The sequence below is a fragment of the Nitrosospira sp. NpAV genome, assembly GCF_000832065.1.
Taxonomy (GTDB): Bacteria; Pseudomonadota; Gammaproteobacteria; order Burkholderiales; family Nitrosomonadaceae; genus Nitrosospira.
Genome location: NZ_JXQM01000003.1, coordinates 206,285 through 232,537, shown reverse-complemented (window position 1 = coordinate 232,537; position 26,253 = coordinate 206,285). Strand labels below are relative to the sequence as shown.

Annotated in this window: 24 protein-coding genes; 9 read left to right on the top strand and 15 right to left on the bottom strand. The window is 54.2% G+C overall.

Annotated elements, in window-relative coordinates; all coding sequences use genetic code 11:
- The first annotated feature begins 31 nt into the window (after positions 1-31).
- The 5 genes from rimI (at position 32) to SQ11_RS03430 (ending at position 3,421) form a co-directional block, all read left to right on the top strand.
- On the top strand, positions 32-448 hold the full coding sequence (gene rimI / locus SQ11_RS03450) for a ribosomal protein S18-alanine N-acetyltransferase (protein WP_306463960.1): 417 nt from the start codon (positions 32-34) through the stop codon (positions 446-448).
- On the top strand, positions 445-1,197 hold the full coding sequence (locus tag SQ11_RS03445; protein WP_041512724.1) for a uracil-DNA glycosylase family protein: 753 nt from the start codon (positions 445-447) through the stop codon (positions 1,195-1,197). Before rimI ends, SQ11_RS03445 begins: the two co-directional genes overlap by 4 nt.
- Positions 1,198-1,341: 144 nt before the next feature.
- Positions 1,342-1,947: a LemA family protein gene (locus tag SQ11_RS03440; protein ID WP_041512886.1), complete on the top strand. Its 606-nt coding sequence runs from the start codon at positions 1,342-1,344 to the stop codon at positions 1,945-1,947.
- Positions 1,948-2,023: 76 nt separating this feature from the next.
- Complete coding sequence (locus tag SQ11_RS03435) at positions 2,024-2,914, top strand: YgcG family protein (protein WP_041512723.1); 891 nt, start codon at positions 2,024-2,026, stop codon at positions 2,912-2,914.
- The gene (locus SQ11_RS03430) at positions 2,915-3,421 is read left to right on the top strand and encodes a TPM domain-containing protein (RefSeq protein WP_041512722.1); all 507 of its coding nucleotides are present in this window, start codon (positions 2,915-2,917) and stop codon (positions 3,419-3,421) included.
- A gap of 11 nt (positions 3,422-3,432) precedes the next feature.
- Here SQ11_RS03430 and lplT read toward each other — a convergent pair whose 3' ends face one another.
- Positions 3,433-4,707, bottom strand: a complete 1,275-nt coding sequence (lplT, locus tag SQ11_RS03425; protein ID WP_041512721.1) for a lysophospholipid transporter LplT — start codon at positions 4,705-4,707, stop codon at positions 3,433-3,435.
- A gap of 162 nt (positions 4,708-4,869) precedes the next feature.
- Here lplT and alr point away from each other — a divergent pair, with 162 nt between their 5' ends.
- Positions 4,870-5,943, top strand: coding sequence for an alanine racemase (alr, locus tag SQ11_RS03420; protein ID WP_041512720.1), 1,074 nt, complete (start codon positions 4,870-4,872; stop codon positions 5,941-5,943).
- A 60-nt stretch (positions 5,944-6,003) separates the two neighbouring features.
- Here the strand turns inward: alr and SQ11_RS03415 are convergent, their stop codons facing one another.
- The 6 genes from SQ11_RS03415 to SQ11_RS03390 all read right to left on the bottom strand — a co-directional run bounded on the left by SQ11_RS03415 (position 6,004) and on the right by SQ11_RS03390 (position 10,371).
- Positions 6,004-6,801, bottom strand: a complete 798-nt coding sequence (locus SQ11_RS03415; RefSeq protein WP_041512719.1) for a peptidyl-prolyl cis-trans isomerase — start codon at positions 6,799-6,801, stop codon at positions 6,004-6,006.
- A gap of 31 nt (positions 6,802-6,832) precedes the next feature.
- Positions 6,833-7,099 carry a BolA family transcriptional regulator gene (locus SQ11_RS03410; protein ID WP_041512718.1) on the bottom strand — a complete coding sequence of 89 codons (267 nt, stop codon included), beginning with the start codon at positions 7,097-7,099 and terminating at the stop codon, positions 6,833-6,835.
- A 2-nt stretch (positions 7,100-7,101) separates the two neighbouring features.
- Positions 7,102-7,401, bottom strand: a complete 300-nt coding sequence (locus SQ11_RS03405; protein ID WP_041512885.1) for a YciI family protein — start codon at positions 7,399-7,401, stop codon at positions 7,102-7,104.
- Positions 7,401-7,946 carry a septation protein A gene (locus tag SQ11_RS03400; RefSeq protein ID WP_041512717.1) on the bottom strand — a complete coding sequence of 182 codons (546 nt, stop codon included), beginning with the start codon at positions 7,944-7,946 and terminating at the stop codon, positions 7,401-7,403. The genes SQ11_RS03405 and SQ11_RS03400 overlap by 1 nt, the downstream gene beginning before the upstream one ends.
- 487 nt (positions 7,947-8,433) lie before the next feature.
- Positions 8,434-9,657 carry a DUF2863 family protein gene (locus tag SQ11_RS03395; RefSeq protein WP_041512716.1) on the bottom strand — a complete coding sequence of 408 codons (1,224 nt, stop codon included), beginning with the start codon at positions 9,655-9,657 and terminating at the stop codon, positions 8,434-8,436.
- A gap of 411 nt (positions 9,658-10,068) precedes the next feature.
- The gene (locus SQ11_RS03390; RefSeq protein ID WP_041512715.1) at positions 10,069-10,371 is read right to left on the bottom strand and encodes a putative quinol monooxygenase; all 303 of its coding nucleotides are present in this window, start codon (positions 10,369-10,371) and stop codon (positions 10,069-10,071) included.
- A gap of 103 nt (positions 10,372-10,474) precedes the next feature.
- Here SQ11_RS03390 and SQ11_RS03385 point away from each other — a divergent pair, with 103 nt between their 5' ends.
- Positions 10,475-11,437, top strand: coding sequence for a GlxA family transcriptional regulator (locus tag SQ11_RS03385; protein ID WP_041512884.1), 963 nt, complete (start codon positions 10,475-10,477; stop codon positions 11,435-11,437).
- A 225-nt stretch (positions 11,438-11,662) separates the two neighbouring features.
- Positions 11,663-12,550 carry a sterol desaturase family protein gene (locus SQ11_RS03380; RefSeq protein ID WP_041512714.1) on the top strand — a complete coding sequence of 296 codons (888 nt, stop codon included), beginning with the start codon at positions 11,663-11,665 and terminating at the stop codon, positions 12,548-12,550.
- Between the two features lie 75 nt (positions 12,551-12,625).
- Here SQ11_RS03380 and SQ11_RS03375 read toward each other — a convergent pair whose 3' ends face one another.
- From SQ11_RS03375 to SQ11_RS03340, 8 genes are all read right to left on the bottom strand, one after another.
- Entirely contained in the window at positions 12,626-15,814 is a 3,189-nt protein-coding gene (locus SQ11_RS03375; RefSeq protein ID WP_041512883.1) for an efflux RND transporter permease subunit, read from the bottom strand.
- Between the two features lie 59 nt (positions 15,815-15,873).
- Positions 15,874-17,475, bottom strand: coding sequence for an efflux RND transporter periplasmic adaptor subunit (locus SQ11_RS03370; RefSeq protein WP_041512713.1), 1,602 nt, complete (start codon positions 17,473-17,475; stop codon positions 15,874-15,876).
- Positions 17,472-18,893, bottom strand: coding sequence for a TolC family protein (locus SQ11_RS03365; protein ID WP_052493956.1), 1,422 nt, complete (start codon positions 18,891-18,893; stop codon positions 17,472-17,474). The genes SQ11_RS03370 and SQ11_RS03365 overlap by 4 nt, the downstream gene beginning before the upstream one ends.
- A 352-nt stretch (positions 18,894-19,245) precedes the next feature.
- Positions 19,246-19,623: a hypothetical protein gene (locus SQ11_RS03360; protein WP_041512712.1), complete on the bottom strand. Its 378-nt coding sequence runs from the start codon at positions 19,621-19,623 to the stop codon at positions 19,246-19,248.
- 104 nt (positions 19,624-19,727) lie between these two features.
- Positions 19,728-21,566: an alpha-amylase family glycosyl hydrolase gene (locus SQ11_RS03355; RefSeq protein ID WP_041512711.1), complete on the bottom strand. Its 1,839-nt coding sequence runs from the start codon at positions 21,564-21,566 to the stop codon at positions 19,728-19,730.
- Between the two features lie 65 nt (positions 21,567-21,631).
- Positions 21,632-21,988: a cupin domain-containing protein gene (locus SQ11_RS03350; protein WP_041512710.1), complete on the bottom strand. Its 357-nt coding sequence runs from the start codon at positions 21,986-21,988 to the stop codon at positions 21,632-21,634.
- 133 nt (positions 21,989-22,121) lie between these two features.
- On the bottom strand, positions 22,122-22,859 hold the full coding sequence (locus SQ11_RS03345; protein WP_041512709.1) for a hypothetical protein: 738 nt from the start codon (positions 22,857-22,859) through the stop codon (positions 22,122-22,124).
- A gap of 218 nt (positions 22,860-23,077) precedes the next feature.
- Entirely contained in the window at positions 23,078-23,389 is a 312-nt protein-coding gene (locus SQ11_RS03340) for a hypothetical protein (protein WP_041512708.1), read from the bottom strand.
- A 464-nt stretch (positions 23,390-23,853) separates the two neighbouring features.
- Here SQ11_RS03340 and lon point away from each other — a divergent pair, with 464 nt between their 5' ends.
- Entirely contained in the window at positions 23,854-26,229 is a 2,376-nt protein-coding gene (lon, locus tag SQ11_RS03335) for an endopeptidase La (protein ID WP_041512707.1), read from the top strand.
- The last annotated feature ends 24 nt before the right edge of the window (positions 26,230-26,253 follow it).

Below are 26,253 nucleotides of genomic sequence, written 5' to 3'. Positions count from 1 at the left end.
GCAGGAAATGCCCCAAATCAGGCGAATGTTTATGTCAGACCTGGACGAGGTTGTGGCAATCGAACGGGAAGTTTTTCTTTTCCCCTGGACGCGCGGCAATTTCGGTGATTCGATCGACTCCGGCTATCACTGCATGGTGCTGGAGCAGAATGGACATCTTTTTGGCTATGGTGTAATGATTATTGGACCCGAAGAAGCCCATTTACTGACGCTTAGCGTCGCCGCGGGCTCACAACGGAAGGGTTGGGGCGAGAGATTGCTGCGGCATTTTATCTGCATTGCCAGGGACCAGCGCGCGCGCTCGATGTTTCTGGATGTGCGAGAGTCCAATCGTGTGGCCGCTCGCCTGTATGAGCGGATGGGATTCAGGCAAATCGGCAAACGCCGGGATTACTATCCCGCGATGGGCGGACGTGAGGACTCCATAGTCATGGAGCTGATGTTGTGACTGCGGATGCCCGCTCCAGGCGTGCAAGGCGCAACGAAATACTCAAGGAGCTGGGTTTGACACCATTGTGGCGTGCTAGAACTTCCGGGGAAGATTCTGCTGCGCAGGTCGAGTTCAGCGAACAGGCTGTCAGCCACCCTGCCGACGCGGCGGAAGAGCGGCGTTCGAAAATCCTGCGGATGGGCTGGGATGAGCTTAAGACAAGCGTTGAGGGTTGCGTTGCGTGTCCGCTATGCCGGTCTCGTTCCCGCACGGTGTTTGGCGTGGGCGCCAAAAATGCCGACTGGCTATGCATAGGCGAAGGGCCGGGTGCCGAGGAGGACGCCAAGGGGGAGCCCTTCGTCGGGCCTTCCGGGAAATTATTGGATAATATGCTGGCGGCAATCAATCTGACGCGCGGCCGGGATGTTTATATCGCCAATATCGTGAAATGCCGTCCACCGGGCAACAGAAACCCCCATCCCGATGAGGCAGGGCAGTGCGCGCCTTATCTTGAGCGGCAAATCGAGTTGATCAAACCCAAGCTCATCATTGCGCTGGGAAAAGTCGCTGCGCAGAATCTGCTGCATACCGATGCGGCCATTGCCAGTTTGCGCGGGAGACTGCACGAGCATTCCGGCATTCCCGTTATCGTCACGTACCATCCAGCCTATCTGTTGCGAACGCTTGCGGACAAGGCGAAAGCTTGGGAAGATTTATGCTTTGCCAGAAGTATCATGCAAGGTTTGGAAAGCGCCCGCAGTGGGTGATTCCCGATTCCCTTGCAATTTGAGGTTTAACCCCAACATATCGTAAAGGGTCCCGGAATAGTTCCGTTTATGGGTCAAGCTGCTGGCAAACCCGGGGAACTTGATCGTAGATTCCTCAAATCAAATTCTTTCAGGAAGAATGCCATGCATAATTTGCTGTTGTCGCTGACGTTGCTCCTTACTCTTACCTTAAGTGGCTGTGGCTACAATACCTTGCAGTCCACCGATGAACAGATCAGGGCCGGCTGGTCGGAAGTTCTGAACCAGTATCAGCGCCGTGCCGATCTGGTTCCCAACCTTGTAAACGTGGTGAAGGGTTTTGCCGCACAGGAGAAAGATGTATTGTTGGGTGTGACCAATGCCCGCTCCAAAGTGGGTAGCATCCAGGCTACACCAGAGCTGATCAACGATCCGGAAGCATTAGCCAAATTTCAAAGTGCTCAGGGGGAATTGTCGAGCGCGCTGTCGCGTTTGCTGGTGGTGGCGGAGAATTATCCGCAACTTAAATCGGATGCTAATTTCCGTGAATTGCAGGCACAACTGGAAGGTACCGAAAACCGTATCACGGTGGCCCGCAACCGTTACATCAAGGCGGTCCAGGAATACAACGTGGTGGTGCGCTCATTTCCCAGCAATCTTACGGCAATGGTTTTCGGCTACCAGGTGAAGCCCGGCTTTGCCGTGGAGAATGAGAAAGAAATTTCCTCCGCCCCCAAGGTGGATTTCAGCACACCATCGCCAGCGAAATAGTGCCATTATCCTGAACCCAACAGTTGATCGCTCATCTTTCAGTTTTGCGCAATGATCCGCTAAGAGATTTGGGATTATGATTCGAGCTTGGGGAAGAGTTCTCACGTTAATTGTCTTGCTTCTTGCCGCCTCTTTATCGGCGGCGGAAGTAGCGGTTCCGCCTCTCAAGTCCCGTGTCACCGATCTGACCGGCACACTCACCGTGAATCAAACCGCGCGATTGGAACAGAAGCTGGCTGCGTTGGAGGCAGAGAGGGGGAGCCAGATCGCAGTGCTGATCATTCCCACTACGCATCCTGAAACTGTCGAGCAGTATTCGATTCGTGTTGCCGAGGCCTGGAAGCTTGGCCGCAAAGGCGTGGATGACGGCATTCTGCTGGTCATTGCGAAGCATGACAAAGCGTTGCGGATCGAGGTAGGCTATGGACTGGAGGGTGCGCTGCCGGATGCCGTGGCGAAGCGTATCATCGAAGAAATAATGCTTCCCAGGCTCCGACAGGGAGATTTCGCGGGGGGTATCGACGCGGGAATCGAGAAAATAACAGGGGTAATTGCAGGAGAATCGTTACCCCCGCCGCAATCCCGGCACGGCAATGGCGCTCCGGCGGGAATGGGCGGTGTTCTGGACAATATTTTCTTTATTCTTGTAGGACTTGTCGTAGCCGGCAGAATACTGCAATCCATGTTTGGACGTTTCATCGCCGCCGCCATAATGAGTGCAGCGGGAGGGTTCCTCGGCTGGCTCATTTTTTCTTCGATAATCGCTGCCTTGGTCATCGCTTTCCTCGCGTTCTTGATGAGCCTGTTTGGTAACGCGGGTGGGGGAATTGCCAGAGGAGGGCGGGGTGGCTGGCCTCCGGGCGGCGGATTTGGCGGGATGGGCGGCGGAGGCGGGTTTGGGGGTGGAGGCGGCTTTGGAGGAGGAGGGGGTGGATTTGGCGGTGGTGGCGCATCGGGGAGGTGGTAAATGAATTTCGCACGCATACTGCGGCATTTGCTTACGGGTCGTGCGGTGGTACGGCGTCTATTTTCGCATGCTTCCCTGGCAGCCATCGAACAAGCCATCAAGCGGTCGGAAATCGGCCATGAGGGCGAAGTCTGCTTTGCGGTGGAAGCAGCGTTGGATACCTTGCCCCTGCTTAGAGATCAGTCGGCGAGGGAGCGGGCGGTGGAGTTGTTTTCCCAACTCCGTGTGTGGGATACTGAACATAACAACGGTGTGCTGGTTTACCTGCTGCTGGCGGACCGCGACGTTGAGATCATTGCCGACCGAGGTATTAATGTCAAAGTCAGTGCTGAAGAGTGGGAAAAAATCTGCCGCGAAATGGAAACGGCTTTTCGTCAGGGTCATTTTGAATCAGGGGTGGTCGCTGGAATCGGCGCCGTAGGCAGCCACCTGCGAACGCATTTCCGGGCAGAGAAAGGACCGGAAGGAAGGGAAAATGAACTGCCCGATACACCGGTTATTTTGTAGCAGTATTTGGGTTAATGTCCCTTGTGAGCCCCGATCAGATGGAGCGAGTCTTCAATGCTCTGGTTATGCAGATGCCACTGACGTATCAGGGCCATGATCACCGCTACAAATAGACCGAACAGAATAATAACGGTGTAAACATGCACGTTGAAGCTTACCAGTACCGCATACACCGCCAGCATGGCGAGAATACTTAGGTTTTCATTGAAATTCTGGACCGCAATGGAGTGACCAGCCCCCATCAGGATGTGCCCGCGGTGCTGCAGCAGGGCGTTCATTGGGACCACAAAAAATCCCGCCAGTCCGCCTATCAGCATGAGAAGCACGATTGCAATCCACAGGTCACGCGCCAGAATCATGGCCATCACCACGACACCCATGGCGATCCCAAGGGGGATAACTTTCACGGACTGCCGCAGCGACACCAGCCGCGCCGCAACCACCGCACCTATCGCGATTCCCACGGCGACCACGCCTTGCAATTGTGCCGCTTTATTTAACGGATAGCCAAGTGCCGCGTCGGCCCATTTCAATACGATAAATTGCAGCGTTGCACCCGCGCCCCAGAACAAGGTGGTGACGGCGAGTGAAATCTGCCCGAGCTTGTCTGTCCATAGCAATTTCATACAGTGTCCAAACTCGTGCACCAGGAATATCGGATTCTTCTTGAGGATGCGGTGATCCACACCGGTGTTGGGTATGTATAGATTGAAGATGGCCGCGGTACTATAAAAAACGGCGACTAGTAGAATACCTGCTTCAGGTATGGTATCCACGCCGGTATCGATGAAGGGGAAGTCGAATCCTAGAAATATGGCGGAGATTGCAGGTGTTATCAATAGTCCGCCCAATACCGTGCCCAGCACAATGGAAGCTACGGTGAGTCCTTCGATCCAGCCATTGGCAATGACCAGCTTCTCGGGAGGAAGCAATTCGGTCAGTATCCCGTATTTTGCGGGGGAATATGCGGCGGCACCCAGCCCCACGATTGCATAGGCGGCGAGGGCAAAATACTGATGCGAAGCCAGGAAAAGCAGACTGCAGCCAACGATCTTGATTGAATTGCTAATGAGCATCACCCGTCCCTTGGGCATGGAATCGGCAAAAGCACCAACGAAAGGAGCGAGAATTACATAGAATAAAACGAATACAAACTTGAGCATCGGGGTGAGATATGCGGGCGCATGCAGTTCTATCAGAAGTGCAATGGCAATGACCAGCAGCGCATTGTCCGCGAGCGAAGAAAAGAACTGCGCTGCCATGATGGTATAAAATCCGCGTTTCACCCTACTCTCCCTCCCAAAACTTTCTCGTTGTTAGGCGTGAGATTATACAATGGTCATCCAGGCTTATTTTGGGGAAAAAGTTTATACCATGAAACCGTTTACGCAACCAATTGAAACCCACTGTTTCAGGATGATTAAATTTCCCTTGTATTCTGAAAACTGATGTCGCGTCCTATCCAGGCGCTGATCGATCTCGCCGCAATCGAACATAATCTATCTGTAGTTCGCCGTTATGCTCCTCGTTCGCGTGTCATGGCGGTCATCAAGGCTGATGCATATGGTCATGGGCTGCTGCGCGCGGCCGATGCGCTGAAGCGCGCGGAGGGCTTCGCGATGCTCGAGATTGACGCTGCCGTTCGTTTGCGGGAAGCGGGCTATCGCCAAACTATTCTGCTGCTCGAAGGCTTCTTTTCCATAGAGGAGCTGGCATGGATCGAACAATACCATTTAAGCACCGTAGTCCATCATCATGAGCAGCTGGCGATGTTATCAGCATACAGGCCGCGCGGCAGCCTGAATGTATTTCTGAAGCTTAATACCGGTATGAACCGCTTGGGCTTCACGCTTGATCAATTCCCCGCTGCGCTGGAAACATTGAAAGCCAATCCCGCTGTTGGCCAGATTACGCTCATGACCCATTTTGCCCGCGCGGATGAGTCCGGCGGAAAGGAGAGCGTTGCCGCGCAGTTACAACGCTTCAATGCTGTTGCCGAAGCGCGGAATCTGCCGCGCTCGCTGGCCAACTCCGCCGCTATCCTGCGTTATCCCGAAACGCATGCCGATTGGGTGCGGCCCGGTATCATGCTTTATGGAGCTTCGCCATTCCCCGATAAAACCGCTGGGGAACTGGATTTGCATCCGGCAATGACAATATCGAGCAAAATTATTGCCGTGCAAACCCTTAAGTCTGGAGAGGGAGTGGGGTATGGCCACATGTTTTGTGCCGACCGGCCGATGCGTACCGGTATTGTAGCCGGCGGCTATGCCGACGGCTACCCACGCCACGCCCCCGCCGGTACTCCGGTGCTGGTGCACGGCAGGCGTGCCCGGCTCATCGGGCGCGTATCCATGGATATGCTGAATGTGGATTTGAGTGGAATTGAAGATGCTGGCGTAGGCAGTCGGGTAACGCTCTGGGGAAAGGGGCTGCCCGTGGATGAGGTAGCCGAGTCGGCGGGTACGGTGAGTTATGAGTTGCTGTGCGCCCTGGCGTCGCGCATGCAAATAGTAACGTAGTAGCGTAACAAAAAAAGGCGGTCTGACCGACCGCCTTTTTTCCGGACTCCGAATTTAGAGCTATTCGATTTTCGCCTTGGCGCGGAGGTCGCCAACAAAAGTTGCAAACTGCCGTTGTAATACCCGCTGTGCCAGATTTTGCTTTATTTCTTCGAATGGCGGAATTTTCAATGGCCGTATGTCATCCAGGCGGATGACGTGCCAGCCAAAGGGAGTTTTCACGGGTTGCTCGGTAAGCTGACCCTTAGTCATTTTCGTCAAGGCTTCGGCAAAGGGTTGGACATAGCTGGCGGCGGGACTCCAGTCGAGCTCGCCACCTTTAGCTTTGCTGCCGGAATCAATAGATTTTTCCTGCGCAATCTTGTCAAACTTGCCGCCTTTCTTGATACGCGCGATGATATCCTTTGCTTCCGCCTCGGTAGCCACCAGGATGTGATGGGCCTTGTATTCTTTGTCGCCCATCTGGGTTTTCAGTGATTCATATTCTTGCTTCAGTTCTTCGTCGCTGACCGGGTGGCTCTTCACATAATCGATTTGATATGCCCTCACCAATGCGGTCAGACGGGCAATTTCAAGTTGAGAAACGAAATCCGGGTCTTTATCAAGACCTTTCTTTAATGCTTCCTGGGCTATGACTTCCTCGGTTATGAGATCCTCACGCAAGGTCTTCCTGGTTTCGGGACTATCGGCTTGACCTTGGGCGGCACGCGCCTTCACTATAAATTCAAGACGCGATTGGGGAATGGATACGCCATTTACCTTGGCCATGGGTGAGTTGGATTGGGCCTGAACAGCCGTTACGGCAATCAAACCGGAAATGCCAAGCACCGTCAGTTGAGCGAATTTCATAACACGCATAGGGTTTTCCTTGTCAGTGGATTGAATCGAATCAAATTTCTTCTGGAGTATACGCTTTTACGCTCAGCGCGTGAATATCCTTATGCATCATCTCTTTCAACACGGTATAGACCAAGCGGTGCCGGGCCAGAGTGGATTTGCCGAGAAATTCGCGTGAGACAATAGTGAGCAAGTAATGTCCGCCACCACTTTTAGCACCCTCATGTCCCGCATGCCTGGCGCTCTCATCCAGGATCTGAATCTGCTGCGGGTTAAGAACAGCCAGCTTTTGTCTGATTAACTCGATGGTGCTTACCATGCCTATGGCAAAACTTTCTTGAATGGCTTGACCGTCAGCTTTGCATATACACCCGACGTGGCATAAGGATCGGTTTCCGCCCAGGTGCGCGCTGCTTCGAGTGATTCGAATTCCGCTACGATGAGGCTGCCCGAGAACCCGGCGGGGCCGGGGTCGGGGCTATCAATCGCCGGGTATGGTCCCGCCAGAACAAGACGCCCCTCCCGCCGCAACTCATTGAGGCGTTCCAGGTGTGCGGTACGTACCAGCAATCGTTTTTCCAGGCTATCCGGAATATCTTCACCGCTTATCGCATAGAGCATCATGCTTCTTTATCCTCTTTGTCTTCCATATACTTTCCCAGCATCAATCCTTGTGCTACGACAAATACAAGCATCAGCCCCATGAATCCGAACAGCTTGAAATTGACCCAGGTTTCAGTGGAATAATTAAAAGCCACATAGAGATTGGCCCCACCCATCAATGCAAAAAATGCTGCCCAACTGGCATTGAGGCGGGCCCATATGGGTTCCGGAAGTGCAATTTGCTCTTTCATCATGACACGTATCAAATTCTTCTTGAAAACTGCGTGGGCCAGCAGCAGCGCACCCGCGAACAGCCAGTAGAGCACGGACGGTTTCCATTTGATGAATGTTTCATCCTGCAATATCAATGTCGCGCTGCCGAAGATCACGATGATAACGAGGCTTACCCAAAGCATGGTTTCAACCTTGCGATGGCGAAACCACACCCAGCCGATTTGTGCAAAAGTGGCGACAATGGCTACAGCAGTGGCGGCGTAGATTCCATAGATCTTGAAAGTGATAAAAAACAGAATAACCGGAAAGAGATCAAAAAGAAACTTCATAAAAATGTCGATACGGTTTACGGTTGATGATGAAACGATTATGTCGGTTAATGCTGCAAAAGGCTATTCAATTTCATGAATAACGCCCGATATGACAGATTAAAATAACTGTAATTCTATCTGGTGATAGTCGACCGCCTACTTAATAGATCAGAGTTAAGACTAATAGATCAGTGTTAAGATTGATAGCGATATTTCGGATTATTTGATCTCGCTTTTCAAGTGAGGCCGCTACGGGTGAATTGTACGGTTTTTGTGGTACATGCTTGTATTGCAACGCCTGGAATGGAACGATCATTCCGCGTCGTTGCACCTTGCCCTGCACTCAAAATACCGTATTCCGCCCAGCTACCGGATTTAGAATGATTGAACTGTTCCGCATTAGCCCGATTGCGGGGTTGTTTTTCACCTCTCCAGGTTTGTAATTCCGCCGCAGGTTTGGACATTGCCGTCCGGCAAGCCAATTAATGCTATTTCAGCAAACGTTTCAATGTAGATGTACTGGCGCAACTTCTCCTTCATCGGGAAATTCGGCATGTACCACTTCACCCTCCGGATTTGGAAACAACGGTGCGCCGCACTCCTCGCAATATTCCAGAAGGAAACGATTATCCAGCACTGTCGTATGCGTGATACCGCATTCCCTCAGCGTCGTTTCGATTTGCGTCACGGTGTCGCTGTTTTCGTCTTCGTCGCCCACGAGCGCCCAGACGATGCCATAGAGGACTTCATCGCGATCTTTGAGCATAAAGCTTATACGGTATTCTTCCAGCCATTGGTCGTAAAAGGGCGCGACCACCGCACGCAACCTGTTTGCGGAAACATTCAACGTTGATTGCAGAAAATCGATGGTGGCATGCGTGGAATAGGGCCGGGCAAGGCGATCCGCCATGCGCCATGCCGAAAAAAAGCCATCGGGTATTAATAGTTCGAACGCGCAACCTTGAAATAGCGGCCGAAGGGCTTCGGTACCATGAGTCTGCCATGCAAGCAGTATCTCCTGCTTGGAAAACTTTACACCAGGCGAATTGGCGTCGGTACTCTTGTCCATGCCGGCTCTTTCGGCTTCCTGCCACCGGAACATGGGTTTTCCTTGCTGAACCGCAATCGCACCAAGGAGGTAACGGGTATCGGACAGAAAACGCCCCGTTTCAGCCAGTTGGCGTGGATTCATATGCAGATCCCGTTCTCCCGCCATTGTGGCCGTCCACAGCTTGCTGGCAAGTTCATGCGTGAGGTGATAGCCGCGTGGAAGCTGGTCGGGGCTGAACAGGCAATCCGCCAACACGAATTGCACCTCTTTCGCCAGTACATGGGCCTGCAACTGCTCCCGGAGATTGGCAAGCACCGGCTCGGATATCAGGCCGGAAGGAATTGAGAAACGCGACCAGGTCAGCACAGGTGCTGCAAACATCAGCACGTCATGACCAACGCCTTCCCGCATCAATGTGCTGCATTCGATCGCTGCTTCGATGGCATAAATGAATTCGCCGTAACCTACAGCATTGGAGTCATAAAGTTGATCCAGCGCCGCTTCGAGGTTTTGATCGTCGCCGGTGCGTAATTGTGCGTTTATCTTTGCCGCAAGCCGATTCTCCCAGAACGCATCCTCAATGCGGCTGCCGGAAGCAGCAAGTCCCGATGCCAATCTGGAAAGCTCCTGAACCACGCGTGGGGATTTTGTGCGATGCGGAACGCGGGGTTTTTTCATGAAAAGATGTGCGAAAAAGTTGAAAAGATATTTTAACCCAAATCCAGGAGCGGGAAGGAGTAGAGTCCATTTCTAAGGAAGGAGGGGCGACGGGCTCGCACGCGAACGGCTCTTTGCCGAACTTATCGTACAATATAATATAGTTGCTAAGCGAGAATGCGACGGGGTGCGGGTAGATTTTTAGCGATTTTGAAGCCGGTTGCCGGCTGAAGGATTCAGGGCTGTCCGTTCTGCATACGCGACCCAAAGGTTTTCCAGCCGTGCTGTTATCCGTTGCCAGTTTCGCAACCGGATAGCCATCGTTACTACGCCACGTCGAGAGAAGAGATAATCCAAGTTATTTCAGGGCATCTCAGGAACCCCATTCTCATTCGCGCAATAGACTATCCGGTATTTGTAGCCAGTAAATTCCTAGCTGGCAAGTTTTGCGCCAAGTACATCCACATGCTCGATCTGTGGGGCTTCGGCGAATAGATCGGCCGCATTGGCCATCAATGCCGCAGCGATGGGGCCAGCCAAATGCGCTGATCGTCCGGCATCGTCGGTGAATGCGTCGAAAATACCGAAAGTCGAAGGGCCTAACTGTAGCGCGAACCAGACCGGTGTGGTAGTTTCCGCATTCGCCAGTGCAAGTCCCTGCTCGAGAAAACGGATGACATCCGCTTCTTTTCCTGGTTTGGCTTGTAATCGTACCAACAACGCAACTTTTACCATGATAGTTTCCTCCTTTTGAAGTTGAGCGACGAGGAGTAGACTTTAGAGAGGTCATAAGGTTTTGCCTAGTGGCAAGATTGACAAATTTGATATAATTCTCGCCATGCGTATCCACGTTCTCGCGCTTGATGAAGTGTTTGACATCGGCTTATCGACTATTCTCGATACCCTGAGCGTTGCGAATGACCTCGCGGGCGCCAACAATGCTTTTTCAACCCATTTCGAGATAACCATTATTGGTGTACGCCGCCACGTGCGGACCAGTCAGGGATTATCGGTGCCTGTGGTACCGGCCAGCCGATGCGCGTACCCGGACGCCGTATTGATTCCCGCACTCGGGGCAAAAATGCCTGAAACGCTGCGAGCGGCGCTTCAGCGCCGAGATGTGGCGGATGCCGGCAAGCTTTTGCGGCAGTGGTCTGACAGTGGTGTTCTGGTGGGGGCCGCATGCACTGGAACATTTGTTCTCGCAAACACTTTGCTTCTCAATGGGCAGAGCGCTACTACCTCATGGTGGCTTGCCCCCATGTTTCGAGAGCTTTATCCACTTGTAAGGCTGGAAGAGTCCCGCATGGTAGTAAACTCGTCCCGTTTTGTCACCGCCGGTGCCGCGCTTGCGCATATCGATCTCGCACTATGGCTTGTGAGGCGCAGCAGTCCGGCGCTCGCGGCATTAACAGCCCGCTTTCTCGTAATCGAACCACGCCCATCGCAGGCAATTTTTGCGATTCCCGACCATCTCGCGCATGAGGACCCTCTCGTTGAACGGTTCGAGCAGTGGGCGCGACTGAGATTAGCCGATGGCTTCTCACTCAGCGATGCAGCCAGCGCGGCGGGTACGAGCGAGAGAACGCTTTCCCGTCGCCTGCGGGCCGTACTGGGTAAAACTCCGCTTTCCTATTTTCAGGATCTTCGGGTCGAGCGTGCATTACATCTTTTGAGGACGAGCAGCGACAGCATTGATCTGATCGCAGCTCAGGTCGGTTATGCTGATGGCGCAACATTGCGTACTCTTCTGCGACGCAGGATTGGCCGCGCCGTGAGCGAGCTGCGCATATCCTGTTGATCACTCCGGCGATGAATGTTCAGGCGGGTGTGCCATTAAATTATCCTTGCCGGGGGTTCACCGGTACAGCACCGTTAACAAGCGGCACCAGCGGTGGATGAGAGGATGCTGCCAATCACCACTGTTGCCAGCAGATGTCGCACTTCCGCACCCGTGCGGGTGGCCAGGGTCATTGGAATGAATGAGCACTGACTGCAGCTGCGCAACCGCGTTGGGAGAACAAGGGTGGCCGAAACTATTCTAGGGGCTGAACCCGTTGTCAGGCTGGGCTTTTTTTTCGCGATCCTCGCCGCTGTCGGTCTGCTGGAAGCGTGGGTGCCGCGGCGTAAGCGGAGTTTTCCGCGGCTCAAGCGCTGGCCGAGCAATCTCGGCATTGCGGCGCTGAATACACTGGTGCTCCGAATCGTATTCCCAACAGCCGCCATCGGCGTTGCATTGTTGGGCGAAGAGGGCGGCTGGGGCCTGTTGAATGTTTTCGTCCTTCCAGAATGGATGACGGTGTTGATTGCTGTGGTGGTCCTCGACTTTGCCATTTACCTTCAGCATGTGTTATTCCACGCTGTACCCTCGCTCTGGCGGTTGCATCGGATGCATCATGCCGACCTCGATTTTGATGTGACCACTGGAGTACGTTTTCATCCGATCGAGATCGTACTCTCCATGGGCATCAAGCTGATGGTCGTAACCGCTCTCGGAGCGCCAGCGCTTGCAGTGCTGATTTTTGAGGTATTACTCAATGCAACCTCGTTGTTCAATCATGGCAATGTGCGCATCCCCCCACTCTTCGACAGAGTTCTGCGCTGGCTGGTGGTAACGCCTGACATGCACCGCGTCCACCATTCCTGGCACCCTAACGAGACAAACTCCAACTTCGGATTCAATCTGCCTTGGTGGGATCGGTTGCTGGGCACTTATAAAGACCAGCCCCGAGATGGCCATGAAGGGATGACCATTGGCATCAATCTGTTCCGTGAGCCGGCTTGGGAGCGGCTCGATCGCATGCTGATCCAGCCTTTCGTCGGCCCTGCCAATAGCTATCCCATCAACGGACGCGAGGTGGACCGGGTGTCTACCGAAGAATCCTCGGCAAAAGCCACGGAGGAACAGCACTGATCAGCATCCGGTGGTGACGTGCAGGCCAGGTTGCAGGCCAGCACTGCCCAAAGTACGACATGGATATTGTCATTACTATAGTATCTTCGTTGTTTCAGGACTTACCGATGTATCCTTATTCGAAGCATCTCGTCCATGAACCAGCCGGTACAGTACCGGCAATACCAGCAGCGTCAGTGCGGTGGAGGAAAGAATGCCGCCTATCACTACTGTTGCGAGCGGGCGTTGCACCTCCGCCCCCGTACTTGTGGCCAAGGCCATGGGGATGAAGCCGATTGCCGCTACCAATGCCGTCATCAGTACCGGCCGCAGCCGGGTGAGCGTGCCGGTTTGAATGGCGTCATCGAGCGTTAATCCTTTCTCCCGAAGATCACGGATAAATGCCAGCATCACCAAGCCATTCAACACTGCTACTCCCGATAGCGCGATAAATCCTACCGCGGCGGAAATAGAGAGGGGAATGTCGCGCAACCACAATGCCACAACCCCGCCGCTGAGGGCAAACGGAACGCCGGTAAACATCAGCAATCCGTCCCGGAAATTGCCGAACATCGTATAAAGCAGAACGAGAATCAGTCCCAGAGCGAGCGGAATGACAATCTTGAGGCGTTGTGCGGCGGAAATCAGCTGCTCAAATTGCCCTCCCCATGTTACCCAGTATCCGGAGGGAATTTGCACTTCTTCCGCGATGAGTGTTTCCGCTTCGTTGACGAAGGAACCAAGATCCCGGCCGCGCACGTTCGCGGTGACCACCACCCTGCGTTTGCCATTTTCGCGGCTTACCTGATTGGGAGCTTGGACAATTTCCAGATCAGCCACCTCGCTTAACAGGACATAACCAAAAACATTCGGAGCAGCTGCCGTGTTGCCCATGCTCGTATCGGGCAGTCGGATCGGCAAACGTCCCAGTGTCTCGATGTCGCCGCGCAGGGACTCGGGGAGCCGCACCTGTAACTCGAAACGGCGGTCACCCTCGTAAATAGTACCGGCGATTCTTCCACCAATACCGATGGTGATGGCGTCTTGCACATCCACTGCGTTCAGGCCATAGCGCGCCATCCTGGCGCGATCCATTTGTACGGAAAGTACCGGAAGTCCCGTAATCTGTTCGATTCGTACATCCGCGGCACCCGGGACGGTAGCGAGAATTTTCTCGATCTGCTCCGCTAAGGCGAGCAACGTATCCATGTCATCACCGAACACCTTTACCGCCACATCCGTGCGCACACCTGACAGCAGTTCGTTGAAGCGCATCTGTATTGGCTGGGTGAACTCGTAGTTGTTACCGGGTATCTGCCGCACAGCCTGTTCCATTGCAGCCACCAGCTCCGGCTTGGTATGGTGCGGCCCCGGCCATTCCGATTCTGGCTTAAGAATGACGAAGATATCCGCCACGCTTGGCGGCATGGGGTCTGTTGCAATCTGGGCGACGCCAATCTTGGAGAAGGTTCTGTCCACCTCTGGGAATGCCTTGATCTTTTTTTCCACTTCGTTCTGCATCTCGATGGACGTGGTCAGATTTGTGCCGACAATGCGTATCGCATGGAGCGCGATATCCCCCTCGTTCAGGCTGGGTACAAACTCGCTGCCCATGCGGGTCGTCAGCAGGCCGGACAGCACCACAATCACCACGGCAAGCGTGACGGTCAGCGCCTTGTTGCGCATGGCGGCGCCAAGTGCGGGCACGTAAACTTTTTTGGCCCATGTCACGGCGGAACTTTCTTTTTCCGCGACCTTCCCCGATAGAAAGAGCGCAATCGCGGCCGGAACAAACGTCACGGACAGAATCATCGCCCCCAGTAGCGCGATCACCACGGTGAAAGCCATGGGATGAAACATTTTTCCTTCCACTCCCGAGAGCGCGAAGATGGGGAGGTAGACCACCATGATAATCAGCTCCCCATAAATCAATACCTTCCGCGCTTCCCTGGATGCGTCGAAGACTACTGAAAAACGCTCAGCGGAGGTTAATTCCCGCCCCAGCCTTGCCTGCTCATGGGCGAGCCGCCGGATGCTGTTTTCAATAATGACGATGGCGCCATCCACGATGATGCCAAAATCGAGTGCCCCCAGGCTCATCAGGTTGGCGCTGACATGATTGGCGACCATGCCGCTGAAAGTGAACAGCATGGAAAGCGGGATGACCAGCGCGGCAATGAGCGCTGCGCGCAAATTACCCAGAAACAGGAACAACACCACGATGACCAGCGTGGCGCCTTCGAATAGATTGGTGGCAACGGTTCGAATGGATTTGTCGACCAGGCTGGTGCGATCATATACGGCAGTGGCCACCACCCCCTCGGGCAAGGTACGATTAATCTCCGTTAATTTGTCAGCGACGGCCCTGGACACGGCACGGCTGTTTTCACCGATCAGCATGTGTGCGGTGCCCAGTATGACTTCTTCGCCATTCTGCGTGGCGGCGCCGTTGCGCAGTTCCTTGCCGATAATTACGTCTGCAACATCCTTGACGCGTATGGGCACCCCTTGGCGATTCCCCAGAATGATGTCGGCAATCTCGTCCAGGTTCGTCACTTGTCCGGGTACCCGGACCAGATATTGCTCACCGCTTTTTTCGATGTAACCGGCACCGACATTCAGATTGTTGCGTTCTAGAGCGAGGACGACCTCTTGCAGTGTCAGACCGAACGAGAGCAGTTTCTCGGGATAAGGCGTCACGTGATATTGCTTAACGTAACCGCCGATCGCATTGATTTCGGTGACGCCTCTCACCATGCGTAGTTGGGGCCGGATGATCCAGTCTTGGATTTCACGCAGATCCGTGATGGTATACGCCGTGCCATCAGGCTTCTTCGCGTCTTCCGCGGCATCGACGGTCCACATGAAGATTTCCCCCAGGCCGGTGGAAATTGGGCCCATTGTGGGCACAATTCCGGCAGGCAGGCTACCCTGTGCTTCCTGAATCCGCTGATCCACCAATTGCCGGGCGAAATAAATATCCGTGCCGTCATCGAAAATGACAGTTACCTGGGACAGTCCGTAGCGCGAGATGGAGCGGGTGTGGTGGAGATGGGGAAGGCCGGCCATAACCGTTTCGATTGGAAAGGTTACGCGCTGCTCGGCTTCCACCGGCGAATAACCGGGCGCCTGTGTATTGATTTGCACTTGCACATTGGTAATATCCGGAACCGCGTCGATGGGCAGCCTGTGGTAACTGTAAACCCCCAATCCAGCCATCGCCAGCACCGCGCCCAGGACGAATCCGGGGCGCTGTATGGATATGCGTAAAATACGTTCTATCATGGTCTTCTCTTCGATGGACGCTTCATTGACGGGGATCTTTCGGATAGCCAGCATGATTCTCAATGATCATGGGATGCGCCGGCCTTGCCGAGTTCGGCTTTGATAGCAAAGCTGTTTCCTGCCGCGTACTGTTCCCCGGCGGAAAGTCCGTGGACCACTTCAACCAGTCTGCCATCACTGCGCCCCAGTTTTAGGGGGCGCGCTTCGAAGTATTGCCCGTAGCGGCCGAATACCACTGACCAATCATGCAATGTCTGTATCGCCTCCACGGAGACGGCAACCGGCACCTCAATTTCCTCCGTCACGAGCTCCGCAGTGACAAACATGCCGGGGCGCCATTGTCCATCCGGGTTATCGAGCACCACCCGTGCGGTGGCACTGCGAGTCTGTGCGCCGATAAGCGTGCTGATGTAGGAGATAGTGCCTTCGCCCTCGACATCAATTGCGGTTGCTCTGACAAGGGCCTTCTCCCCGAGCTTAAGCTTATCCAGATCTTTCGCATAAACTGTAATTTGTGCCCATACGGTCGATACATCGGCTATGGTAAAGATGGGCGCATCCTCTTTAAGCGTCTGGCCTTGGGCTATCGCTTTGGCAGTGATGAGTCCGGAAATCGGGGCGCGGATCTCATATCGGGCCAGGTCACCTCTTTGGCGAGTCGCCCCGGAGGGGACTCCAAGCGTGCGCAGTTTGACTAAAGCGAGATCCGAGGCGATGGCAGCTTCAGTCATGGCCTGCTGCGCTGCCAGATAGTCTTGTTTGGCGGAGATCTTTTCCTCCCACAGCTGCTTCTCTCGTTCAAAGGTAATCTGCGCCAAGGACAAGCGTTTTTGCGCTGCGAGGAACTGTGCGCGCATTTCAGCCAGTATTTGGCTATCGATGACAGCAAGGACCTCTCCTTCCTTTACGTGCTGGCCATGATGGCGATGGACAGAAGTCACTATCCCTGGTACACGCGGCACGACTTGGACGATGGTATGCTCGTCAAACCCGATCTCGCCTGGCAACTTGAGTGTGGGTCTGATCGTGGCTGGACTGGCAGTGCGTATTTCCACACCAATACCCTTCAGCACTTCATCAGGCATTTCCACGCGCGCCTCGATCTGGCTGTAACCCCAGCGAAAAGTTCTACTCTTGTGTTCGGCGGCAATTGCCATATCGAAAGAGTGAGGCTCCTCCACCACTTGGTCGCCGAGCAGATAGCCGGCCTCGGGTTTGAAACTAAATACCTGCGCCGGGGCACCGAGACGCGATAGTGTGACGGTGACTCTGGCGGCGGCGGGAGGAAGTGGCTTGCCATTTTCATAGAGGTAGAGCCGCAACTGGGGCGGTACCCCTTTCTCGAAGATAGTAATCTCTACGCCAAACCCGTCGGTAGTGAATAGTTTTCCCCCTTTAGGGCCTTTGCTTGGCTCACGCTCCATATTTTTATCCGCTGTTGGCGTATCCTCGGCTTCAGCATGTCCGTGCGCATGGCTGGATGAGTGAGCTTCGTCATGATCGTCGTGCGGCGCATGGGACGAGTCAGCCTTATCATGACCACTGTGCGTCGTTGCTGGTGGGGCAGCTTTATCCCAGGTAAGAATGAGCCCCCCCAGCACAACTCCAATTGTGATAACAATGATTATTAATATTGTTTGGCCTTTATTCCCTTTATTCACAATCCGCTCCTGAGATCGATATCCGCAGCATTGCCATTAATGACAGGAGGATTCAATACGCCATCGATGGGAGCTGCAATCAACCGTTCAATTTCGTTGACCAAGCGCTGATAATTTGCAAGCGCACGCACATATAAGATCTGGTTCTGAAATAGGGTACGCTGTCCGTCCAGCACTTCCAGAAAACCGAACCTGCCTAGCTCGTAGCCTTTGTTGGTGACTTCGAAGGCATTTCTCGCCTTGGGCAGTATGTTGTCTCGCAATATGCGAATTTCATTCTGTGCAGCCGATAAAGCTTCATAAGCCTGGGTCAGCTCGGTTTTGAGCCGCAACTCGGTGGCCATCTGTTCATCCATTGCCTTATCCATGCGTTCATGGGCTTCGCGCAGGTTGCCCTGATTACGGTCGAATATCTGTAGCGGTATGGAAATGCCAGCCACAGCGGTCGTACCTCCAGTTTGCGAGTGGTTCAGGACCCCGGCGACAACGGTGAGATTGGGTATGCGCCGAGTTTGTTCTACTTCCAGTAGTGCTTTACGCTGCTCTATATTTTTGATGGCGCGCAGCGCCATGGGACTGGCGAGTGCGCGTTCCGCAAGCACTTCAAAACTCGGTAGGGTAACTAATAATTCAAGGTTTCCCAGCGCCCTGTTAAATTGCGGAGCAGAACTGCCCCACAGCAGAGCCAGCCGTTTGCGCGCTGTTGCCAGATCGCGCTGTGCTTGTACCAGGGCGATTTCCGTGGCCGAGAACGCGACTTCGACCTTGGTCTCTTCAATGGGCGGCACTTTGCCGGCCTGAACGCGCTTGGCAACCGTGTTAACCACTCTCTGCGCCAACTGCTGGCTTTCTTCCGCGAGCCGTAACTGTTCTTGTCCCGCAAGCACGTCGGTAAACACGTTTGCCACTTGAGCAATAAGTTCCACTCGCCTGGTTTCGTAGGCTTGACCCGCTAGCTCCTCGCCAAGCGATGCCGCTTTAACCCGTGCGGCACGTTTTCCACCGAGCTCAATCAATTGATTGATCCGAATCGTTGTGTCTTGCTGTTCCACTTCCTTGATGGGCGTACCCGGGGCGTTATTCACCTTCTGAAGATTCCCAGCATTCTCAGCCATAATGATCACGTCGGGATTCGGCAGCAGCCCGGCCTGTAGCGTCGCGCCCTTTAGGGCACGAATTTCTTTGGCGAAAGCTGCCAGCTCGGGGTTACGCAACAATGCGATACGCGCGGCACTGCGCAAAGTGAGGTCGCTCTTTTCTTCCGGCAGCGATGAAAGAGAATAATCGGGGTCACCGGCTGGCAGTGCGCCGGAAAAAGTATTGCCCGCGGTTGCTACAGACGTGCAGCAGATTGCCAAAATAAGCAATCCAGATGGCATCAGATACCGGCATATCGTGAACAATATGCTGAAGTTCATGGAAATTCTCCCCATGTGTGAAGTGACCGAGCTGATCGCTACGCAATCAGCGGCACGGATGGCATTACGCATGTGCGCAGCGGTTACTACACGTGAAAATGCATCAAGCTTGTTAAGGGTTGCATTCCTGACATAGCTTGAGACGATCTAGTCGGTCAAAGCGGCGTGTGAGGGACGGCCCCGGTAGGACACCAGCCTGTCGGACTTAAAGAATCGAAGCGAAAATGCGGCTGGGTGAGGATGAATTTTGACGATTTTGACGACCGATAGTTATTCTATCGGTCGAAAAAACGGCGAAATATAGACCGGCCAGACGCTTCTGCAGCCGATTTCCGTTAAGTCCGAAAGGCTGCTAGCTTGTGAGGGTGTTTCGAGGAGGATGGAGCGGGGAATCCGGAATGGATTCGGGAACGGTGACAGAAATAAATGTCATCAAGACTTCCGCCCCGGCAGAAGCAGGTACTAATGGAGGCATCGTCAAGAAAAAGGGCTGATATTGCCCAGCCGCATGGAGGCACAGATGAGTGGCTGCATCCAGATGCCCCTCATCCCTGAAAACGCTCTCTTGATGTGCCTTAAGATGCGCCGCCGGATCGAGGGAGAGTACGTGGTGCTCATGATCCAGTTCGTGGGCAAATACTTCACCATTAAACGCCCAGCCAAATGCATTCGTCAGCATGCTGACGAACAATAAAAGCATGACAGAATAGGTATGGCGGCGTTTGGTCATAGCGTTCAGATTGTATACCCCTATAAAGGGTACTGACAAATTTGTTTTTCTATAAGATATCCTGAGCAGGGCATTGTTGGATCGTTTGGATCACCAGAAAATAATCAAATGCTTCGCCATATGCGGCCGTAATTGGATGGAATAGTTAGCCTGCGCTCCTGCCCCCCATCGACAGAAAAGTTGTCTTGCCCGTGCAACTGCTCGTTATAGCCACCGGCGCGCATAAAAACGAATGGCACAGTCTGTTCGATCCCGGTGAAATTTACTGCCACAAGGCTTACCGCAGCAGCGGCCTCGCGCTGGAACAGCAGAATGCCACGCGATAGGTAACGCTCGTAGTCGTTGTAGAAATAATGGCTGCCACGACGCAGTTCAGTGCAATTCTTGCGCAGGTTTATCAGCGCGCGGGTCAGCCTGACCAAGTTTTTACCCGCCGTGTCGTAGAAATAATCCCAGCGCAGCGGCCGCAGCAGTAACACCCGGCCAAGGCCGGTATCGGGCAAAAAGTAGTTCTCGCCGAATTCCTGGCCCTGCCATAGCATGGGAATGCCTTTGGCCGCCAGCAACGCAATCAAATAGGGCTGGAGCCGATACCATTGCTTACGGTTGCCTTCCGCAAATAGCAAATTCCAGTCGCGCTGATCCAGGCCAAACTCACATAGAAAACGGCTGTGATCGTGGTTCTCGATATATTGCAGCGGCGCCTTGGCTATTGTTTCGCCGTTGTGAGTGGTGCGTTCGATATAGCCAAGCGCACCGAGACGCTGGCCCAGATTCTCGATCGCACCTGCGGCGCCGCGAGCGCAAGCCACCGCGGCTCCATAAGTGGCATTCTGCCAGGTGGCATTGCTGTAGCTTTGTTCAAGGATTTGTTCCGGAGCTTCCAGTTGCTCGGCGATCTGGATCAATCGCGGGCCTTCCGGCGCATCGAACCGGGTCAAACTGGCGATCGAGGTTTTGACGTATTCATAGGTGTGGAAGGCCAGATTGGCATAACCCACACCCAGCGCGCCATCCCAATAGTTCGGTACACAATCGTAGCGGAAGCCATCGATATGATAAGTATTCAGCCAGTGGAGATTGACGCTGAAAAAGAAATCGCGGGTCAGCGTGCGGTTGAAATCAGTGCTGACACCGAAATAGTTCTCAGCAAACCACCCCATAAACGGATTTTCCTGGTACTGGAGCCGCCGGTAGAGGTCGGCGTAAGGGAAATCCTCGCCGGTATGACCATAAACCGCGTCAACAATCACCGCCAGTCCGCGCTGGTGCGCCGCGTCGACGAAGCGCTGGAAATCCTCGCGCCGCCCAAAGCGTTCATCGACTCCAAAATAGCCTAGCGGCAGATAACCCCAGTCAACCTCCAGCGAGACATTGTTGACGGGCATTACCGACAGCGCATTCACACCGAGATCGGCAAGGTAGTCGAGCCGGTCGATGGCACCTTGCAAGCCGGTCCCAAATTCCGCGAGGTTCAGCTCATAAAGAATCAAGTCGTTTAGCGCGGGTGTTTTCCAACCCGTTTCGCCGGCACTCCAGGAATAGGGGATGTAGCCGAGCGTAAAGGCCGAGAGTTTGCCGATGGCATACTCGCGCGCGTAAGGATCGACAATCCAGTCCAATGCGCCGACATTCGGATTGTGCAGCTCGAAGCGGTACACATGCCGGCCAGGCGCGCCGAAATGCGAGCTTGGCTGTGAGTCGTGAGTCGTGTTGAAATCGACGGTTACCGACCAGATATCGCCATAATCAGCATTGACATCATGCCGCAGTTCAAACGCTAGCGGTTGAGTCGCCTGGATGAACTGGTCGCGCTCGTGAATGATTTTCACGAATAGCCGATTGCCGTTTGCCGCCGAAACCCATGGCAGCAATATGCCGAAATTTACCACACCAGGCGTGGATTCGCGGGGGCCGAGCTGATTCAGAGGAAGGTTGTTCATAAGTTGATTCCCTTCATGAGTTGGCGTTTTTAGCTGTTTGACAGCTTATCCCAGCGCCGGATGGATCAGGGGCTTTCGCCTCTTTCGCCACCTTGCGGTCCCCAGAATACTACCCATGTTCCGAAATCGCTGGAGAAATTCTTAAACTGGTGTTCCACATTAGCCGCCACAAAAAGACAATCACCTGCCTTGAACGGATGCGAATTTCCGCCAATGATGAGTTCCCCCGTTCCTCTATGGATGAAATAGATTTCATCCTGCTCATGCGGGGTTTGCGGGTCATGGCCGGCAGGCGCGTAATACTCCACTGACATGGTGCCATGGGCAAGAGCGACGGCGAAGCGCTCGCCCATGGGCCACTCCGCCGTGACGGGACCGGGGATGCGGGAAAGTACTTCTTCGACGGTTGCCTTGGTTTTCAATATAGGCTTTTAAGGTAAGGAAAGGGGTAGGGACCTTTGTCGCGTGGCTTAGGTTGGCTGGTCATTTAGCAAGGCATTCGATTGTATGAGGTCTGAGCCGGACGTGCAACGTCGGGCGTGTGTCCAGGTAACATTATGGTTTGTCGCGATACATTACCACCGTAAAGCGGACCCCGCGCTCGTCGCGCGTGGCGTCGAGATCAAAGGGATAGGCATTGTTGGCATCGAGCTTACTGGCCACTGCGTCAGCATCAAGATCGGCGTACCACGCCCATTTAACGCTGCTCGACTGCTCAGCAACCGCAGCGAACCGCCGCTGGCCGTCCTCGGCATAGGCGCGCACACGCAGTAAATTTGCGCCAAGTTCTGTGAGCCTAACATCGAGTTCGTGCGCCGTGACATGGGTGAGAAACCACGAGGGTCCGGATCGCTCCTCCAGAATCACGGCGTATTTGCGGGCGCCATCCGTGACATACGTGACGAAGTCAGCAATGTTCTGGTGGTCATCGAGGAGGAGCTTGCGCACGCTGGTTTCATCCAGATCGACATATAGATTAGACAGCGGCTCCGGCACTTTTTGCAAAACCAATGAAAATCGTGGCTGCGACCCGCTGGCATCGACAGTGATGGCAACTGGCCGAGCACCGGTTTCGCGCAACCGGGTCTCGACCGCGGCGGCGTCGAGATCGAGCGCGTAACTGCACTCGGGTCCGGGGTCTTTGAACACCAACGCAGCGAAGCGTCGATGACTACCTGTGCCATAGCTCGACAAACGCATTAGATGCATGCCCGGTGCCACTATGCCGCCGATTTGATCCGACTCAATGTCGTGTGACCAGTACCAAGTCTCGGGTGGTTTTCCTATAGTCATGTTTTCTCCTGCAGCCCTGAGGGAAGAACGATTGCCCAGGTTTATCTGACAAATGAAAATCGAATATACGCAACCATGCGGGGAAGGCTGATGATCGCCGCTTGGGTGGTATCGGTACTTCGCATGAAATTCCTGTTTCGTTGAATTCAATGACCTTATTATGCCATTTTCATGGATTGGACAGGGTTTTTCAACATCCTGTTAAGTCCGGCGGGCTGCTAGTCATCGGTCACAGGTTCATTTACGGAGCTGTCCGGTAATTTCTGGAAACTCCCTGAAAGCGCGGCAAGAAATTGGCTACGGGCAGTCAGGAACTTATAAAGCGGGAAAGCGAGAGTGCCAAAGAACAGCCCCAGAAGCAGGCCGGCAAATGGCGCTAAAAGGATAACAAGAACTGCTTTGCCAATGCCGCTGCTCTGAAAGGTATAAAAGGCATTGAAAGGCGAAAACAACGTATTGGCACAACAAAATGCCAGTGAATTGAATTTGATAAAGGAAATGAAGTCCAGCTGTACGAGGTATTTGCTCATTTTACCCTCCAGCGATTAATTGGGCGGGTTCCCGCCGTGGTACGACCACCCGAGTTTGATTGTATGAAATCCGTACGCGGCACACAATGGTCATATACCCAGCATGTAGAGCGCGAGAATTGTTGGCTGCTGGGCGAACCGGTATGGTGGCTGAGCCCTTCAATCTGTATCCCATGACAAAAAAATATTTGGAATCAAAGCGCTAACTTAAGAATGAGCGATGATTGCGGGAACTCCTATTTCTCGTCGGCATCACAAAGAATTTGACTGCTCAGCAAAGATCCACTCAAGTTGACGTTTGGGTGACCCATGCTAGACTGAGACAACGGTGTGTGAGATTCCTATCTTTCAATGCAACGTTTTTCCACGCCACTCTTCTTGAAGGAAGTCTTCAGTATAGCGCAGAGCCAGGCATTGATCTGTGCGACAGATCCAGGAATTGTTTCTTACCGGAGAGAATTGCCATGGAACAAATTGCCGCAACCAGATTCGACCTGCCCGATGGGGTGATTGCGCTGGTGCCCATGCGCAATGTCGTATTGTTTCCGCATGTACTGATGCCCATTACCGTTGGCCGCGTAAAGTCGATCGCCGCTGTTGAGCACGCGCTTCGGTCCAGTGCCCCGGTCGGCATTGTGCTGCAGAAGGATGCCGCTATCGATGATCCGGGCATCGATGCGCTATGCCCCATCGGTACGGTGGCTAATGTCGTGCGGCATATTGCTTCGGTCGACGGGTTACGCCATGCCGTATGCCAGGGGATTGAGCGTTTTCGCATTGAGGAACTGGTGGAGGGCTACCCATTCCTGGCAGCACGTGTGCAGCGTATCGATGAGTCGGAGCTGGTGTCTACCCAGGCCGAGGCGCTTGCCATGCAACTGCGTGAACGCGCGGTCGAAATCCTGTCATTGCTGCCTGGTGTTCCCGCCGAGCTTGCGCATGCACTCCAGGCAACGCGTGCTCCGTCGCATCTGGCGGATATCACGGCCAGCCTGCTCGATACGGAAGTGAGCGAGAAACAGATGCTGCTCGAGACCATGCGCACCGAGGAGAGATTGCAAAAGGTGTTGCAGATCCTGTCGCGCCGCATCGAAGTGCTCAGGTTGTCGCAGGAGATCGGTGAGCGTACGAAGGAACAACTGGAGGATCGCGAACGCAAGTTTCTTTTACGTGAACAATTGAAGACCATCCAGAAGGAACTCGGAGAGAGTGATGGCAACGATCAGGAAATTGAGCAGCTTGGTGAGGCGATAACCAACGCCGGCATGCCGGATGAGATTGAAGCGCAGGCACGAAAAGAATTGCAGCGGCTGCAACGTATGCCGAGCGCATCGAGTGAGTATTCCATGCTCCATACTTATCTGGAATGGATGTCTGAACTGCCCTGGCGGCTGCCGGCCGATCCGCCTATCGACTTGAATGCCGCACGTCAAATTCTCGAGGCCGACCACTTCGGACTCGATCGTGTCAAACAGCGCATTGTCGAATTCCTGGCGGTACAAAAGCTCAAGCCTCAGGGACGTGCACCAATTCTATGTTTCGTCGGACCGCCGGGGGTCGGCAAGACCTCCCTCGGCCAGAGCATCGCGCGCGCATTGCAGCGAACTTTCGTCCGCGTATCGCTGGGCGGGGTGCACGACGAAGCTGAAATGCGCGGTCACCGCCGCACTTATATTGGCGCTATGCCGGGCAATATCGTGCAAAGTTTGCGCAAAGCCGGTGCACGCAATTGTGTGATGATGCTTGATGAGGTCGACAAGATGTCGGCCAGCCTCCACGGCGATCCATCGGCGGCTCTGCTTGAAGTGCTGGATCCAGAACAAAATTCGACTTTTCGCGACAATTATCTTGGCGTACCGTTTGATTTGAGCCGCGTTGTCTTCATTGCCACGGCGAATGTGATCGATCATGTACCGCCCCCGGTACGCGACCGCATGGAGATTATCGATCTGCCGGGCTATACCCGCGAGGAAAAGCTTCAGATTGCGCTACGCTACCTGGTGCGCCGTCAACGCGAGGCGAATGGTTTGAGCGAAGCGCAGTGCGAACTGACAGCCGCAGCGCTGGATAGCATCATTGCCAATTACACTCATGAGGCCGGGGTGCGCCAGTTCGAACGGGAAATTGGGCGCGTAATGCGCCGCGCGGCCATGCGCATCGCCGACGATGAACGTCTCCATGTACGGGTTGATGCCGCGGATCTGGACGCTATCCTCGGACCTGCGAAATTCGAGCATGAAATCGGACTGCGTACCAGTCTTCCGGGAGTGGCCACCGGTTTGGCCTGGACGCCGGTGGGCGGTGACATCCTTTTCATCGAAGCAACGCGGGTAGCCGGCAGAGGGCAACTGCTTCTGACCGGGCAGCTGGGTGATGTAATGAAGGAGAGCGCCCAGGCGGCCCTTACCCTGTTAAAGGCGCATGCAAACGAACTCAATATTCCTGCGGCAATGTTCGACGGTATTGACGTACATGTGCACGTGCCGGCAGGCGCCATCCCAAAGGATGGTCCCAGTGCCGGAGTCGCCATGTTTGTGGCGCTCACGTCACTTTTTACCGATCGGCCTGTGCATCACGACGTGGCGATGACGGGTGAAATCAGTTTGCGGGGATTGGTATTACCCGTGGGTGGCATCAAGGAGAAGGTGCTTGCCGCGCAACGCGCCGGCCTGCGCAGGGTGTTGTTGCCGGCCCGCAACCAGAAAGATCTGAGCGAGGTACCCGAAGCGACGCGATCCGTCTTACAGTTCATTTTCCTGGAAACCGCGGCTGATGCGATCCAGGCGTCGCTCGGCGAGCGGTCCCCCCGTCTTCTTGAGTCAGCATTCAAGCTTGTCTAGAGGACCGGCCGGATAATCTTGCGC

Excerpts from the sequence above, each read along its gene's own strand:
- rimI (WP_306463960.1), top strand. The coding sequence starts at position 32 with ATGTCAGACCTGGACGAGGTTGTGGCAATCGAACGGGAAGTTTTTCTT.
- SQ11_RS03440 (WP_041512886.1), top strand. The coding sequence starts at position 1,342 with ATGCATAATTTGCTGTTGTCGCTGACGTTGCTCCTTACTCTTACCTTA.
- SQ11_RS03435 (WP_041512723.1), top strand. The coding sequence starts at position 2,024 with ATGATTCGAGCTTGGGGAAGAGTTCTCACGTTAATTGTCTTGCTTCTT.
- SQ11_RS03430 (WP_041512722.1), top strand. The coding sequence starts at position 2,915 with ATGAATTTCGCACGCATACTGCGGCATTTGCTTACGGGTCGTGCGGTG.
- alr (WP_041512720.1), top strand. The coding sequence starts at position 4,870 with ATGTCGCGTCCTATCCAGGCGCTGATCGATCTCGCCGCAATCGAACAT.
- SQ11_RS03415 (WP_041512719.1), bottom strand. The coding sequence starts at position 6,801 with ATGCGTGTTATGAAATTCGCTCAACTGACGGTGCTTGGCATTTCCGGT.
- SQ11_RS03410 (WP_041512718.1), bottom strand. The coding sequence starts at position 7,099 with ATGGTAAGCACCATCGAGTTAATCAGACAAAAGCTGGCTGTTCTTAAC.
- SQ11_RS03405 (WP_041512885.1), bottom strand. The coding sequence starts at position 7,401 with ATGCTCTATGCGATAAGCGGTGAAGATATTCCGGATAGCCTGGAAAAA.
- SQ11_RS03400 (WP_041512717.1), bottom strand. The coding sequence starts at position 7,946 with ATGAAGTTTCTTTTTGATCTCTTTCCGGTTATTCTGTTTTTTATCACT.
- SQ11_RS03395 (WP_041512716.1), bottom strand. The coding sequence starts at position 9,657 with ATGAAAAAACCCCGCGTTCCGCATCGCACAAAATCCCCACGCGTGGTT.
- SQ11_RS03390 (WP_041512715.1), bottom strand. The coding sequence starts at position 10,371 with ATGGTAAAAGTTGCGTTGTTGGTACGATTACAAGCCAAACCAGGAAAA.
- SQ11_RS03385 (WP_041512884.1), top strand. The coding sequence starts at position 10,475 with ATGCGTATCCACGTTCTCGCGCTTGATGAAGTGTTTGACATCGGCTTA.
- SQ11_RS03375 (WP_041512883.1), bottom strand. The coding sequence starts at position 15,814 with ATGATAGAACGTATTTTACGCATATCCATACAGCGCCCCGGATTCGTC.
- SQ11_RS03365 (WP_052493956.1), bottom strand. The coding sequence starts at position 18,893 with ATGAACTTCAGCATATTGTTCACGATATGCCGGTATCTGATGCCATCT.
- SQ11_RS03360 (WP_041512712.1), bottom strand. The coding sequence starts at position 19,623 with ATGACCAAACGCCGCCATACCTATTCTGTCATGCTTTTATTGTTCGTC.
- SQ11_RS03355 (WP_041512711.1), bottom strand. The coding sequence starts at position 21,566 with ATGAACAACCTTCCTCTGAATCAGCTCGGCCCCCGCGAATCCACGCCT.
- SQ11_RS03345 (WP_041512709.1), bottom strand. The coding sequence starts at position 22,859 with ATGACTATAGGAAAACCACCCGAGACTTGGTACTGGTCACACGACATT.
- SQ11_RS03340 (WP_041512708.1), bottom strand. The coding sequence starts at position 23,389 with ATGAGCAAATACCTCGTACAGCTGGACTTCATTTCCTTTATCAAATTC.
- lon (WP_041512707.1), top strand. The coding sequence starts at position 23,854 with ATGGAACAAATTGCCGCAACCAGATTCGACCTGCCCGATGGGGTGATT.